Genomic DNA, 14420 nt, shown 5'->3' with positions numbered 1-14420 from the left:
CTCCTCGCAATGACGATGTCTCAGCATATCGTCCCGGCGAGTATGCTTGAGAAACGCTATTCCGCCGCGAGCGATGCAATCGGCGCAGGCGGCGGCCGATGCAGCCAGCCATCCAGGAACGCTGTCAGCCACGCGCGTTCCGCAAGATCGTGAACCATGCGCCCGGTGAAATGCTCGGCGCGTGAACGTGCACCGGGAAGCGACATGCGCTCGTCTCCGCGCGTGGTCCAGCGGTGCAGCATCGCGTGGGTTACATCGGGATGAAACTGGATTCCGAAGCTGCGTCCGGTACGAAATGCCTGTACCGGGAAATCGTCGCCCTCGGCCAGTTGCTCGGTGCGCGCGGGAAGTTCGAAACCCTCGCGGTGCCATTGATAGACATGGTCAGGCCAGTGCGAGCAAATCTTCCGGCCATGCTCGGTCGGCCGGATCGGATAGTAGCCGACCTCGGCGCGGCCGTCAGGATGCGGTGCGACCTTTGCGCCAAGGTGCTTGGCGAGCATTTGCGCGCCAAGACAGATTCCGAGAAACGGCCGCTGTTCCTTCAGCGGCACTGCGAGCCAGTCGATCTCGCGGCGGATGAAGTCCTCGTTGTCGTTGGCGCTCATCGGCCCGCCGAAAGTGATCGCCCCGGCATAGTGATCGAGCGTTTCAGGCAGCGGATCGCCAAACACCGGGCGGCGGACATCAAGGGGATGGCCCATGGCGCGCAGCGCGTTGCCGACCCGGCCGGGCGTGGACATCGGACCATGCAGAATGATGAGCACCGGAAGCGCCGTGAACCGGCCGCACGTCGTCAGGCCAAAAGTTGTCGGGCCGAAACCGATAGGTTGATCACCATCAGGCCGTAGCATCGATCCGTCTTCTTCCATCCCCGGCGGAGGACAAGCGTCCCCATTGAACGCCGAATTCGAAAATATTGTGTTGCCGAGGCTGCGTCGAGCCGGGACTTTGCGCACGTGGTCTGCGCAGAAGCAAATTTGATTTGAGGGCATGGCCTCGCCTGAAAGCCGGTGCCCACTTTGCGCTACGCGGCCGTTCGGGTCGGGGCCATGCCGCTAACGTTTCTGCTGCACCCGGGCGACCGACGCCAGCACCAGGCTGCGCGGGGCGAACCGCAGCATGAACGGAATCATCCGCACGCCGACGCCCGGCAGAACCAGCCGCTTGTTGGACATCAGCCCGCGATAGCCGGCTCGCGCGACCGCAGCGGCCGACAGGTTGAGGACCGCGGAATCAAGGCCCGGCTTGAACCCGGCCACACCCTGAAATTCGGTCGGGACGGTGCCCGGACACAATGCCGTGACCCGCACACCCTTCGGCCCCAGTTCGCCCCGCATCGCCTCGGTGAACGACAGCACATACGCCTTGGTGGCGTAATAGACCGCCATCCGGGGGCCAGGCAGGAACGAGGCGATCGACGCCACATTGAGAATGCCGCCGCGATGACGAACAAGGCTGTCGGCGAAGCGCAGCGTCAGGTCGGTCAGCACGCGGACATTCAGATCGACCATCGCAAGCTGATGCGCGCGGTCGAGATCGACAGCCTCGCCGAACAGTCCGTAGCCCGCATTGTTGACGACAGTATCCACCTCGGCATCCATCGCCTTCAGCGACGCCGCGATCTGATCGCAGGCGGCAGGCGCGCTGAGATCGCAGACAAGGATCGCGGGGCGCGGATGCCCGGCAGCGGCGATCTCATCGGCGAGCTGCTTCAGGCGATCCTCGCGGCGGGCGACCAGCACCGTGCTGGAGCCGTTCAGCGCGAAAATGCGCGCCAGCTCGGCCCCGATGCCCGATGAGGCGCCCGTGATCAGCGTGACACGTTTGGTCATGGATGCATTCAGTTGTCTGGGGTTCTGGCGAAACAAAGCGGGCGAAAGAACAATAAGAACAGTGACGTGCTATGTCGCGGTGTCCGGCGTCAGCCGGCTGTCCGCGACACGGTGTTTGAGGTTGAGGCGGTCGCGGGAGGAAATGCCGAGCAGATCCGCCGCGCGCCAGACAACATTGTCCTCGAATTCGGTGACGTGGCCATCCGCAAACACCAATTCCCACATCATTTCGATGATACGAAGCCGGCCCTCCTCGTTGACCGAGCGCATGATCACACTGGTGAAGCGATAGAGGTCGACCGCCTCGCCCTCGACCAGCGTCGCATCCGCAATCAGTTTCGCGGCCGTCCCGGGATCGAGATCGAAACGGTATTCAAGCAGCGCGTGCAGCTTGCGCTTCTCGGCCTCGGTCGGCTCGCCGTCGAGTGAAATCACATGGATAAGAAGCGCCGCGGCCGCCAGCCGGTAGTCGCCTTCGGCAAAAGTACGAGTCTCTGACCCAGCGGGGGAAACAACGTCAGCGATGAAGTGGCGCAGTCTATCGAGCATCAATCTCTGCAATCAAAAACGGAACCTGATCGGAGGCATGCCCGATCCGAAATCTCGTCGCGCAAAGCGGGTACGGGTTTCAGGGAAAGGTCATATGTCCGGGCAAAAGTCTAGGGCACAAGATCGTCTGGTTCTATGGCCTGAAAATGAAACTCTGGCAATCTTGTGCGGGTTCCGGAGCGGCCCTCAACCCTGCCGTGCGCCCAAAAGCCGCCACGGGTGCACGGGGCCTCCGCCATAATCCGTCACGGAATCTCATAAATCACCACCCTGTCTGAAATTCCGCGCAATTCGACGGTCTTTTCCGACGGCTTCAATCCCGCCTTTTCCAGCAACTCCATGACCGCGGGCGACTTGACCACTGGTCCGGTGGCGTTGATTGCCCGCTCCGTGACCTGCCCCTGTACCCGCGCCGCAATGTTCACGGTCTGGCCGAAATAATCCTGCCGGTCGTTCAGCATCACCGCGAGACAGGCGCCTTCATGGATGCCGATCTTGACCAGCAGGTCCTTTGTTCCGCGCTGGTCATTGAGGGCGTCCATCGCCTCGCGCATCCGCAGACCCGCGGCGATTGCCTGCTCGGGACGAACGAACGTCGCCATCACCGCATCGCCGATGGTCTTCACCACCGCACCTGCCTCGGATGCGATAATCTCCAGCAACGCGCGAAAGTGCGCGCGGACCAGATCAAACGCAGCGAGGTCGCCGACGCGCTCATAGAGCGCCGTCGAACCCTTGAGGTCGGTGAACAGAAACGTCAGAGACGTGATCTTGAGACGCTGATCGACGTTGAGGTTGTCCGCCTTGTAGACATCGCGGAAGGTCTGGTTGGCCAGAATCCGTTTCGCGGTGACGATCGGCTTGCGCTTGCCGAGCAGATCGTGAAGCGCATCGCCCGCGATCCACACCGACGGCAGCACGCGATTTTTGGATTGATTCTCCAGCGGCAGCCGCAGCGGTCCTGGACGCATCTCGATTGTATCGGTTGGGGAATGCACACCGTCGAACACCAATGACGCATTCTGTTTCTCTTTCGTCGGCTCGCCCTTGACGTCGAGAAACAGCGCGGAGTGCGTGACCGGTTCGAACACGATCACGAATTGCGCCGGTAACTGCAGCGACACCACGACTTTTTCGCCGGCCGCCAGTTCGACCGCCTCCAGCGTCGCCTCATTCACCAGACGGGAGAATGATTCCTCGTTGATATCAATTCCCGAACTCCAGAAGATCTGCCGCCAGTAATCCCAGCTCGGCAGCGTATGAGGATCGTGCGCCGCAATGCGACGGACCTTGGGGCTGACCGTGAAGGCAACTTCGACCTGATCGTCGACCGACGCCTGATACCCGGCGGCGCAAAGGCCGCAATGATAGTCTTCGGGCTTGAGCTGTTTCAGGGTGTCGTGCGCGCCGAGCACGCCGCTGCATCCGGGGCACAGCACGTTCCAGGTGAGATCGAAAATGCCCAGCCGCGAGGCATGGAGAAAACCCGAGATCACCTTCTCTTCGCCAAGCCCCGTTCTGGCCGCGAATTCGATCAGGTTGATCCGGTTGAGTTCATGGTCGGCGCCGGTTTCGATCAGTGTCTGGATCGCGTCCGCGACTTTCGGATCGGCCGTCTGTTTCAGGACTGAATACAGGGAACTGAAATCGCTCATGCCCGCAGTTTACGGCAGAACGAACGGGTATCCAAGTAATGCCTGCGATGGATCGGCCGGCGCAAAGCACCAGCCGATCACGTTTTCGCGTCAGTTCCCGTACAGATAGTTCGGCAGCCACAGCGTCATGCCGGGCCAGAGGTACATCAGAACCATGCAGACGATGACGATCAGCATGTAGGGCATCATGCCGCCGAAAATCTGGTTCAGCGTCACATGCGATGGCGCAACGCCCTTCAGATAGAAGGCCGACATCGCCACCGGCGGCGACAGGAACGCCGCCTGCAGATTGACGAACACCAGCACGCCCCACAGGATCGGATCGATGCCGAAGTGCTTCAGCATCGGCAGGAAGATCGGAACGAAGATCACGATGATCTCGGTCCATTCCAGCGGCCAGCCGAGGATGAAGATGATCGCCTGCGACAGGATCATGAACTGAACCGGCGTCAGATTCAGCGACAGCACCCAGCTCTCCAGCAGCGCCTGACCGCCGAGGATCGCAAACACCGCCGAGAACAGCGCGGAGCCGACGAACAGCCAGCACACCATCGACGTGGTTTTCGCCGTCAGGAACACGGCTTCCTTGGTGCGCTTCCAATCGAGCGTGCGCGCCTGGAATGCGAGCAGGAATGCGCCCGCCGCCCCGACTGCCGCGGATTCCGTCGCCGTTGTGATGCCGAGCAGGATCACCGCGAGCACCACTGCGGTCAGAAGGCCGAGCGGCATCACCGACGAGATCAAGAGCCGCAAAACCTCGAACTGCTCCGCGCCCATGGTCCAGTAATAGTAGAGCAGGATCAGCCCGAAGATTCCGCAGGTGAACGCGAAGTAGGTGTAGAACGCCTGCGGTGGTCCGGCTGCCGACGGTGCTGCCGTGCCCTGGCCGCGCAACTCGGCGCTGCCCATCTCCTGCAAGGTTTCCGGCTCGCCTTTTCGCTCATCCGAAGACGGGCCGCCGAGCTCCTGCAGTTTTTCTTCCGCAGGCTCTGCCGTGGAGGACTGCGATGGCGCACCAAGCTGCTGACTGATGGCGGCCGATGGCGCAGGCGCATCGGGCTGCTGATGGATGACGACGTACCACCAGGCGGCCCAGAGCGTTGCCGCCGTGAGCACCAGCGGCACCAGCACGTAGCCGAGATTCCGCAGCAGCATCGTGTAGCTGACGCGCACGCCGTCCGCGGTGATGGCCATCGCCCTTGCGGGAGAAACGGCAGCGGTCAGCAGGGCCGGCAGCATCTTGTGCGAGTAGGATTTCTGCAGCTCGCTGATCCAGGGCCGCACCGGCACGCGCGTCTCGCTCTCCGGCAGCTTCGGCGCGATCCTCGGATTCAGGAGCGCCCAGCCGATGATGTAGACGAGATACAGGAACGCCAGGAAGAAGCCGGGAAACATCGCGGCTGCATAGAGCTTCACCACCGACTGGCCGGCCACCGCCGCATAGACGATGATCATGACGGAGGGCGGGATCAGGATGCCGAGCGTGCCGCCGGCGGTGATGACGCCGGCTGCAAGCTTGACGTCGTAACCGGCCTTCAGCATCGGATTGAAGGCGATGACGCCCATCAGCACCACAACCGCTCCGACCAGACCCGAGGCGATACCCCAGAACGTGCAGACGATCAGCGTCGCCACCGCCAGCGATGCGGGGACGCGGCGGAACGCCAGCTGGATCGAGTAGAACATCTTGTCCACCAGCGCGCCGCGTTCCATCACGTAACCCATGAGGACGAACAGCGGGATGGAGATCAGGACGTCGTTGGTCATCGCGCCGTAGGTGCGCTGGACCATGAGATCGAAGATGTGATTGTCGGCCCACGATTCGCCCGCCCGGTGATAGGCGAACAGACCGAAGAACATGCCGAGGCCCATCAGCGTGAACGCCGTGGGGAACCCCATGATGATGACGACCACGATCAGGCCGAGCATCAGGAGACCGAGTGCGGGATCGCTCATTTCGAAAGGTCTCCGCCCATGCCGCGCTGACGCGCGCTTTCTTCAATATCCTGCGCTTTCTCGATTGCGATCCTGCGCGACTCCTCGTCGACATATTGGCTGTTGGCAAGCTGCTCGCCCACGACGTCGATTTCCGACACATCCTTCAGGCGGCTCGGCCACTCGCCGGTCCTGAGACAGATGACACAACGCATGATTTCGGCAGCGCCCTGCAGCAACAGCAACGCGCCCGCCAGCGGAATCATGAACTTGAACTGCCAGACCGGCGGACCGTCAGCGGTGACGTTGGAATGTTCGTTGATGCGCCAGGAATCGACCGCGTAGTCCCAGCCCGCATAAACCAGCGCCGCGATGCCGGGCAGGAAAAACACGATGTAAAGAATCAGGTCGAGCGACGCCTGCCGGCGCGGCGGCATCGAGCTGTAAAGAAAATCGCCGCGCACGTGGCCATTCTGCGCCAGCGTGTAGGCCCCCGCGATCATGAACAATGTGCCGTACATCATGTTCGAGGCATCGAAGATCCATGCCGTCGGCATATTGAGGATGTAGCGCTTGAAGACTTCGGCACAGACAAGAAGCATCAGACCGACGATCAGCCACGCCGCGGCCTTGCCTGTCCACGTGCTGATGCCATCGATTGTATGCAGAACGCGTTGCGCACTCATGGGCGGCCGTCACCTGTAATGAGAAGGTCGGAGCAACAGTTGAAACGATACAAAGCATCATCCGGGATTGCCATCCCGGATGATGCGCTGTTCGTGCTGATTATTGCGTCAGGTCTTCTTCTTGGCGTTCGGTCCGAAGTAATGGTTGTAAGCCATGCGCCGGTTGGTGATCGTGTCCTGCTCCCACTGGGTCGCGCGCTTGGCGAAGGCCATCTGGGACTCAACGATTTCCTTGAACAGCGGGTTTTCCGCCGACTTCTTCTCGGCGACCTGATCGAAGATCTCGAGCTGCTTCTGCAACACCGAATCCGGCGTCTTGTAGAACTTCACCTTGTCCTTGGACTGCATCTCCTCGTAGTCCTTGGAATAGCGGTCGATCGCCTTCCAGGCCATATCCTGTCCCGCCGCTTCAGCAGCGTTGTCGAGGATCGCCCTGATCTTTGCCGGCAGCGCGTTGTACTTGTCCTTGTTGAACATGATTTCGAACTGTTCGGCGTTCTGGTGATAGCTCTGCAACATGCAGACCTTGGACACGTCCGGGAAGCCGAGCACGCGATCCGACGAGGCATTGTTGAATTCCGCCGCGTCGAGCAGGCCGCGATCCATCGCCGAGACGATTTCACCGCCAGGCAGCGCATTCACCGCAGCGCCCATGCCGGTGAACACGTCGATCGAGATGCCGACCGTGCGGAACTTGACGCCCTTCAGGTCATCGGCCTTGGTCACCGGCTTCTTGAACCAGCCGAGCGGCTGCGACGGCATCGGGCCATAAGGGAACGAGACGACGTTGGCGCCGATCGAATTATAGAGCTTTTCGAGCAGTTGCTTGCCGCCGCCGTACTTGTGCCAGGCGAGCAGCATGTTGGCGTCCATCGCGTAGCCCGGACCCGAACCCCACAGTGCCAGGGCGTTCTGCTTGCCGTAGTGATAGGCGAGCACGCCGTGGCCGCCGTCGAGCGTTCCCTTGGACACCGCTTCCAGCAACTGGAAGGCGGGGACGACCGCGCCCGCTGGCAGCACTTCGATCTTGAGATCGCCGCCGGTCATGTCGTTGACCTTCTTGGCGTAGTCGAGGGCGTATTCGTGGAAGATATCCTTGGCCGGCCATGTGCTCTGGAAGCGCATGTTGGTCGGCCCGGTCTGCGCGAGAGCCGGCGTGGCGACTGTGGCGGCTGCGCCCGCGGCGGCAACTTTCAGAAAGTTGCGGCGGCTGGAGGTCTTCTCGCTTGAAGTCTTGTCTTTGTGTCGTTTCGTCATGGCGTTCTCCCCTGCTAAGCCCGTTCTTCTTGAACCGGCCCTTTTTGATTGATGGCAAGACAAAGGCTTGCGAGGGGATTTGGCAAGAATGATCGGATGAATGCGACTCTTCGACGCGGCAGTCGACGATTCTATCTACGACTTTGGAATAAGGCCGCGTGTGGATTGTTAATGCCGCGCCGGTTTCATCGCGCCGCAACACGACTTCCACGAATGCGAATGACGCCGACGATCAGTCGCGCCGCACGATCCTGAACATCGGCGAACGGTCCGGCTGCGTCGTCACCACGCCGACCGGCGTCACCGGCTCGCGGTCGAGCAGTTCCACCTTGAAGGTGCCGATCAGCTTCGCCAGCGCCAGCGTGGCCTCGGTCAGCGCGAACTGTGCGCCGATGCAGACCCGCGGCCCGACCCCGAACGGCAGATAGGCGAAGCGATCCGGCGGCTGGTTGCCGGGCAGGAAACGGGACGGGCGGAAGGCATTGGGCTGGTCCCAAAGCTTTTCATGCCGGTGCAGCAGCCACGGCGAGATCAGCACCACATCCCTTCTGGCAATGCTCGCGCCGGCCACCGTATCGGGACCGGCGGCGGCGCGCACGATCAGGAACGCGGGCGGATAAAGCCGCATGGTCTCGTCAAGCACCGCGCGGGTGAAGGTCAGCCGGGCGACATCGAGCGCGCCGGCCGCAAGCGCGCCCTTCGCCTCCGCCGCCAGCTCGTCCTGCGTCGCCGGGTCCAGCGCCAGCAGATAAAGCGACCAGAACAGCGCTGTCGCCGTGGTCTCATGACCGGCGAGAATCATGGTCGAGACCTGATCGCCGAGCTGTTCGTCGGAAAAGGCCTCATTGGTTTCTGGATCGCGCGCGGCCACCATCAGGTCGAACAGGTCGCGCGGCGCACCACCGCTTGTCCCCAAGGCGCGGCGCTCGGTGATCAGCCCGCGCATGAATCGTGTCCATCGCCGCCTGAACATTGCGCGGGAAACATCGCTGGGGCTCGGCCAGCCCAGCGGCAGCAGCAGATCGAAGAAACGCGGCTGCGCGAGGCGGTCACCGTAGTCGTTGACAAAGCCCCGCAGCGCCGGACCGTGCCTGTCGAGCTCGAACGAAAACATGGTGCGTCCGGCGATATCGAGCGCCAGCCGCTGCATGGCTTCGCGCAGATCGACCGGCTTGCCGCATTCGTGGCGCAACGCACCGATCGCATCATCGGTCGCCGCCAGCATGTGCGGAATGAGGAGAGGAATGGCGCGCGGCGCGAAGGCCGGCGCCAGCGTGCGGCGCTGGTTTTTCCAGGCCCGGCCTTCCGCCAGCAGAAGCCCCTCGCCGAGGATCGGCCGCAGCACCCGGATGCCCGCCGGGGTGCGGGTGTAGTTCTCGTAGTTCTCAACGAGCACATGCCGGATCGCATCCGGGGTGTTGAGAATGAAGCTGCTGCGCCCGAAGAACCGTCCCTGAATGATGTCGTCTTCGTAGGCGCGCTGGCCCCAGCTTGCGATGGCATTGCTGCGGATCAGGGCGAGCCGGCCGAGCGCAGACAGGTCGTCCGGCGCGAGCGGCGGCCGCGGCGGGATCAAGGGTGCCCTGGTCAGCGGCGCGTCAAGGATTTCGGCAATGCTCATGCGTCACCTTCTGTTCGACCGATGATCCGCCTGAACTGTGGCACGTTCCGGGCGCAACCGGCCGTGAACACCTGACGAACTATCCCGCTCGTCCCCGCGAAGCGGAGACCCAGTCCTTCCGGCCTCAACAACCGGATTCCCGCTTGCGCGGGAATGAGCGGAGAGAGCGCGTTCAATTCAGATGTACTCAATTCGCCGTCGCCCCTGACGCCTTGACCACCTCGGCCCATTTCGCACGTTCGCTGGCAATGAAGGCGGTGAATTGATCCGGGGTCATCGGTGACGGCACTGCGCCGATGTCCGTGAGCTTGGTCACCGTCTCCGGCATCTGGAGAATGCGCTTCATCTCCACCGCCATTTTCTCGACAATCGGGCGCGGGGTGCCAGCCGGGGCGAACAGCCCGTGCCACGAGGTCGCGTCAAAGCCCTTCAGCGTATCGGCGATCGGCGGCACTTCGGGCGCCGTCGGAGACCGCTCGGGACTCGTAACGCCAAGTGCGCGCACCGTGCCGGCCTTGGCCTGCGGCCACGCCAGCGTGATGTTGTCGAAAGCGAGATCGATATGCCCTCCGGTCAGGTTCTGCATGATCTCGTTGGATGAGCGATACGGCACATGGGTCATTTTCGTTCCGGTCGCGATCTTGAAGAGTTCGGCCGCAAGATGGATCGAGGTTCCGACGCCGGACGATCCGTAGTTCAGCTTGTCGGGATTGGCTTTCACGTAGGCAACGAACTCGGCGACGTTTTTCACCGGCATCGAATTCTTCACCACCAGCATGTTCGGCAGCCGTGCGATCAGCGAAACCGGCTGGAAATCCTTGGCCGCATCGAAGGTCAGGTTCGAATACAGCGTCGGGTTGATGGCATGGGTGCTGACGGTGCCAAGCAGCAGCGTGTAGCCGTCGTTGGGGGCCTTGGCGACTGCAGCCGCGCCGATATTGCCGCCCGCGCCGCCGCGATTTTCAACGACGAAGGACTGGCCGAACGTCACCTGCATATGGCTGGCGAGCAGCCGCGCAAACAGGTCAGCCGTGCCGCCGGCGGTGAACGGCACAATGATGGTGACGTTGCGCGACGGCCAGGTGTCCTGCGCGTGGCCGGGCGAGGCATTCTGAAAGACAAGGCAAAGCACCGCGAGCGCGGCGGCAACAAAACGCATGACCACTCTCCCTGGGTGCGCGCTCATGACGCCGACTGACAACGGCTGCCTGACCGCGCTTGTTTTTAGTGCCTCCATTTCGACACAGGCGGACAACAAGCGCAATGGCGCTGGAACGCGGCGAACACTCGCCGAGCGCAGGCAGCCGGATTTCACGAGAATTGCGGGTTAAGTCTCGACGTGCTGATTGCAACTGGCCGGCCCGAAGACGGGGTCAATTGACGGCGGCATGCCCTTTTCGAGACTGGCGTTCACTAACCCCTAAATAATCTTGCATATGGTTGCTCCCGACCGCGGGATACCGGTATCGGGCAATTTGGAATGAACAAGGTCGCCGCGCTAATATCAGTCGGCTTCGGTGCGGGGTTCTTCGCGCTGCAAACAATGTTTCCGTACAGCACTTTGTTGGATATTTTACTATTCGACTCAATAGGTTCACTTCTAGCCGCTGATAGATCAAAAGCGCGCGCGGCGGTATCCAAGCTTTTGATCAATCCTGCTTCGGCCGAATTTGATGCGCTCCGAACAGTGGAAGTTGATAAGGCCAAGTATGTTTGCGGCAAGGTCAACGGCAAAGACAAATCCGGCAGCTACGCAGGTTACCGCGAGTTCGTTTATGACCTCCGGAACGATTATGCGCGTATCGATGACGACGGAACGATTTCCAAGAGCCACGCTGCATTCAGGCCATGCCCGGTAATCGAGGAAGAAGACAAAACGTCTCCCCAAGCCCTGGAGATGGCCAAAAAACTTTTGAAATCTGTTCCTCAAAAGGACCCATCGGACTTATTGAAGAGCGATCTCTTGAAGAACGTCCCGAGCGCACAATCACCGGATGCGCTCAAATCTGGAACTCAGGACTCGAAGAGAGTCGCGCCCCAGGCCGGTCAAATGGCCGCCGCTCGAACTGGTGCGCAAAAATCATCCTTCACTGCAACTTTGGGAAATGAAGGCGAGTGGCGAAGCGATCGACCGCCTTCAGCATGGCCGAAATTTCCCTCGGGCGATCCTCTGAATGAGGCACCTCTCACACGCTCCAATAGCGAAGCGATTTCCTATGCCACGGATGTTGATGAGCGCTGGACAGCTTACAAGGCCGGGCGGACCAAAACACCTCCCGCTGCCAGCGAGATAACAGACGCGCTTCGGGCATTATTGGCCATAGCGCCTGAAAGCCCAGAGTTTCCGAGAGCGTGGGAATTATTCATTCGTTTGCGAAAAGCTGATCGCGAGGCAAACACCAACAGACCGCGCTAGGTCACACGCTATGATGCGCTTGGCTCAAGCTGATCATGGATTTGATAGGATTCGAACCAACGAACCTCAAGGTTCCTGAATTTAATCAGTTCAAAAACCGTTCCATCATCGAATTTAGCCAGCACGCAAGTTCTGCCGTGCTAGGCTATCCCAAACAACGAGCACAGGCGAACATGAAAAAACCACTCACACTCCCCGACGAAGAGCCGCGCAAGATCCAACGGGCAGACGTTCCGCCTGCTGAGGGCTTTACGCTCGTGGTCGATGGCCACTTCAAAACCCAGTACAACGACGAGGCGTCCGCCAAGACTGCGGCAGCCGAACTGCTGACCAAGTATAAAATGCTGCAGATCGAAATCTATGATGCAGCGAAAAGAGAGCGGACGAGATTCTCGTAAGCGCTTGGCACGCCTTCAGCAGCCCCGGCAGATGTTCTTCAGCCGGAGCGACAGCGCTTCATCGTCCTGCTTCATTTGCTCGATCGGATCCACTGTCCTTGGCTTCGCGGCAGTTTCTGCTTTCTTTGCCGCGAGCGCCTTGGCCTGACGATCATAGCAGGCTTCCCGATCCGGCTTTGAATCGATGAAGCGACATTGCTCGACCTTCGCAGAACTCTGCGTCGCTCCTAGCAATGCGGCCACCATGACTGAGATTTGGAGAAACTTCATCAAAAAACCCGCTGGGTGATGTTTCGGAAAGGTTGCTTCTGCGATCGGCGTCACGATCAGCCGATCAGCCAAACGCCCTTGTGAATATCGAATCGCACAAGGCCCTCATCGCGCATCTTCAGAAGGAGCGACTGGCAATCCTCCTGATTTTTGATGTTCACGCGCTTCATCACGTCGAAAATCTTCAGCGGCTTTTCGCGAAGGGCGGCCAGAATCTTTTCTCTATCGGTCATTGTTGTTTCCTTGCGCGTGGTTGCTGCGGCATGTGCCAAATTTCGTGAGAAGCTGCATCTCAACGTTCAAATTGGGGATAGGTTGAGGCAAGCCACTTGTTCGCAAACCGGCGTGTCACCGGCGCGCCGGAACAAAGCCGCTGAAGTGTTCATCAACCTGTCTGTGTGGTGTTCGATGTCCCGGATCCCGTCATGTCGCGCCCAGCCGTGCTGAGAAGAGTGGTGCCGCCTATAGGATTCGAACCTACGACCCCCTCATTACGAATGAGGTGCTCTACCAGCTGAGCTAAGGCGGCGAAAACGCGAGATCGGTATCCGCACCTGATACTGGCCAGAGCCCCGCTTTGCAACATCGGCTGCGTCCGCGAGGCGCTTTTCTGACCCGACGATCAGGTTTGGCGCCGAAGATGCCTGCTAGTTCCTAATCAACTGACAAGACGGGACAAAAAGCCCTTCCAGCCGCCGGGTTGCGCCGGTTCCGGCCGGACCGGATCGTCGAACTCCTCCTCCACGATCTCGTCGGCGACGCCCGGGTCGTCCGGCGCCCGGACGATGGGGATCACGGCCGGAATTCGCGACGAATCCGCTTTCTCGATATCCCGCCGCGGACGAAACACCGGGGGCGGGACGTTGACGGTCACCGGCGCAGCTGCGGGCGGGACGGGATCCGGAGTGGGAGCCGACGGCGGGGGCGACGCGGCGACAGGAGCCGGTACAGGCTCGTTGTCCTGCGACGTCACGGGTGGGAGTGGCAATGTCGTCACCGGGCTCGCCTCCAAAGGCGGCGGCAGCGCAGGCTCGTCTGCGATCTCGGCCTCAAGCACCGGCGCTTTCTCGGAAGGGAGAGCCGCAACCGGCGTAAGCCACTGAAACGCGTCGAGACGCCCGGTCACCGGCGACACCGGCCGCCAGCGCTCCGAAACGTAGCCGTCGGCGGTCCACGCCGGATCCAGCCCGGCGCGAACTGCGCGCAGCATCCAGCTTCGTGCGTTGCCGCCGTCGCCGTGCTCGGCGCGTTCCAGTTCGGCCATCAGAATGGCGACCCGCTGGGTCGGCGCGTCGGTGAACGGCGCCAGCGCCTCGCGGGCGCGGGCAAATTCTCCGGCATCGATGGCGGCACGCGCCACCGCGAGCGCGCCTTCGATATGTCCGGGCACCTTGGCTGCGAGTTTTTCAACGCGGTTCAGCCGGTTCAGCGCGGAATCGCCGAGGCGCACATGCGCATAGGCATCCGCAAGATCGGGATGCGGCTGAGCGATCCATGCGGCTTCGATCACCTGCATGGCGCGGCGGGTCTGGTTGCTCTCGCTGAGAAACTTGGCGGCGAGTGTCGCGGCGGGCACCAGCGTCGGTGCAAGCTTCACGGCCTCCGTCACGCTGGCGCGCGACTTGTCGCGGTCGGTGGTTTCAAGATCGAGGGCGCGCGCCGTGAGCAACACGCCGCGCTGGCGCTTGTAGGGCGCGGGATCGATCAATCCGGCAGCCAGATTGTTTTCCAGGATCGTCAACGCGCCGTCCCAGTCGCCCTTGCTGCACCGAAAGCCCAGCACCGCATGCGACGCCCA

The 14420-nt window shown here is 61.5% G+C and carries 14 protein-coding genes and 1 tRNA gene; 2 read left to right on the top strand and 13 right to left on the bottom strand.

Annotated features, from left to right (window positions below; genetic code table 11):
* Positions 1-56: 56 nt before the first annotated feature.
* From BN32_RS16810 to BN32_RS16770, 9 genes are all read right to left on the bottom strand, one after another.
* Entirely contained in the window at positions 57-854 is a 798-nt protein-coding gene (locus BN32_RS16810) for a glutamine amidotransferase (RefSeq protein ID WP_244438189.1), read from the bottom strand.
* A gap of 204 nt (positions 855-1058) precedes the next feature.
* Positions 1059-1835: an SDR family NAD(P)-dependent oxidoreductase gene (locus tag BN32_RS16805; protein WP_019199181.1), complete on the bottom strand. Its 777-nt coding sequence runs from the start codon at positions 1833-1835 to the stop codon at positions 1059-1061.
* Between the two features lie 69 nt (positions 1836-1904).
* The gene (locus tag BN32_RS16800) at positions 1905-2384 is read right to left on the bottom strand and encodes a tellurite resistance TerB family protein (RefSeq protein ID WP_019199182.1); all 480 of its coding nucleotides are present in this window, start codon (positions 2382-2384) and stop codon (positions 1905-1907) included.
* Between the two features lie 245 nt (positions 2385-2629).
* Complete coding sequence (locus tag BN32_RS16795; RefSeq protein WP_019199183.1) at positions 2630-4039, bottom strand: adenylate/guanylate cyclase domain-containing protein; 1410 nt, start codon at positions 4037-4039, stop codon at positions 2630-2632.
* Between the two features lie 90 nt (positions 4040-4129).
* A complete protein-coding gene (locus BN32_RS16790; protein WP_019199184.1) occupies positions 4130-5995 on the bottom strand; it encodes a TRAP transporter large permease in 1866 nt (621 codons plus the stop codon).
* On the bottom strand, positions 5992-6660 hold the full coding sequence (locus tag BN32_RS16785; protein WP_019199185.1) for a TRAP transporter small permease subunit: 669 nt from the start codon (positions 6658-6660) through the stop codon (positions 5992-5994). The genes BN32_RS16790 and BN32_RS16785 overlap by 4 nt, the downstream gene beginning before the upstream one ends.
* 108 nt (positions 6661-6768) lie before the next feature.
* On the bottom strand, positions 6769-7917 hold the full coding sequence (locus tag BN32_RS16780) for a TRAP transporter substrate-binding protein (RefSeq protein WP_019199186.1): 1149 nt from the start codon (positions 7915-7917) through the stop codon (positions 6769-6771).
* Positions 7918-8149: 232 nt separating this feature from the next.
* On the bottom strand, positions 8150-9538 hold the full coding sequence (locus tag BN32_RS16775) for a cytochrome P450 (RefSeq protein ID WP_019199187.1): 1389 nt from the start codon (positions 9536-9538) through the stop codon (positions 8150-8152).
* A 187-nt stretch (positions 9539-9725) separates the two neighbouring features.
* Complete coding sequence (locus BN32_RS16770) at positions 9726-10697, bottom strand: Bug family tripartite tricarboxylate transporter substrate binding protein (RefSeq protein WP_019199188.1); 972 nt, start codon at positions 10695-10697, stop codon at positions 9726-9728.
* A 321-nt stretch (positions 10698-11018) separates the two neighbouring features.
* Here BN32_RS16770 and BN32_RS25635 point away from each other — a divergent pair, with 321 nt between their 5' ends.
* Both BN32_RS25635 and BN32_RS28145 read left to right on the top strand, forming a co-directional pair.
* Complete coding sequence (locus tag BN32_RS25635; RefSeq protein WP_019199190.1) at positions 11019-11954, top strand: hypothetical protein; 936 nt, start codon at positions 11019-11021, stop codon at positions 11952-11954.
* Positions 11955-11989: 35 nt separating this feature from the next.
* Positions 11990-12352 (top strand): hypothetical protein, encoded by a 363-nt coding sequence (locus tag BN32_RS28145; RefSeq protein WP_019199191.1) that lies wholly within the window; start codon positions 11990-11992, stop codon positions 12350-12352.
* 15 nt (positions 12353-12367) lie between these two features.
* Here the strand turns inward: BN32_RS28145 and BN32_RS16755 are convergent, their stop codons facing one another.
* From BN32_RS16755 to BN32_RS16740, 4 genes are all read right to left on the bottom strand, one after another.
* Positions 12368-12622: a hypothetical protein gene (locus tag BN32_RS16755; protein WP_040426851.1), complete on the bottom strand. Its 255-nt coding sequence runs from the start codon at positions 12620-12622 to the stop codon at positions 12368-12370.
* A gap of 56 nt (positions 12623-12678) precedes the next feature.
* Complete coding sequence (locus BN32_RS27265) at positions 12679-12855, bottom strand: hypothetical protein (protein ID WP_006023395.1); 177 nt, start codon at positions 12853-12855, stop codon at positions 12679-12681.
* 220 nt (positions 12856-13075) lie between these two features.
* A tRNA-Thr gene (locus BN32_RS16745) sits at positions 13076-13151 on the bottom strand.
* 129 nt (positions 13152-13280) lie between these two features.
* Positions 13281-14420 (bottom strand): heme biosynthesis protein HemY (locus BN32_RS16740; protein WP_244438188.1); only part of this gene is annotated, 1140 nt, incomplete at its 5' end.

Origin of the sequence: Afipia birgiae 34632, assembly GCF_000308295.2 — a bacterium.
Classification (GTDB): Bacteria; Pseudomonadota; Alphaproteobacteria; order Rhizobiales; family Xanthobacteraceae; genus Afipia; species Afipia birgiae.
This window is presented reverse-complemented; position numbering and strand designations above follow the sequence as displayed.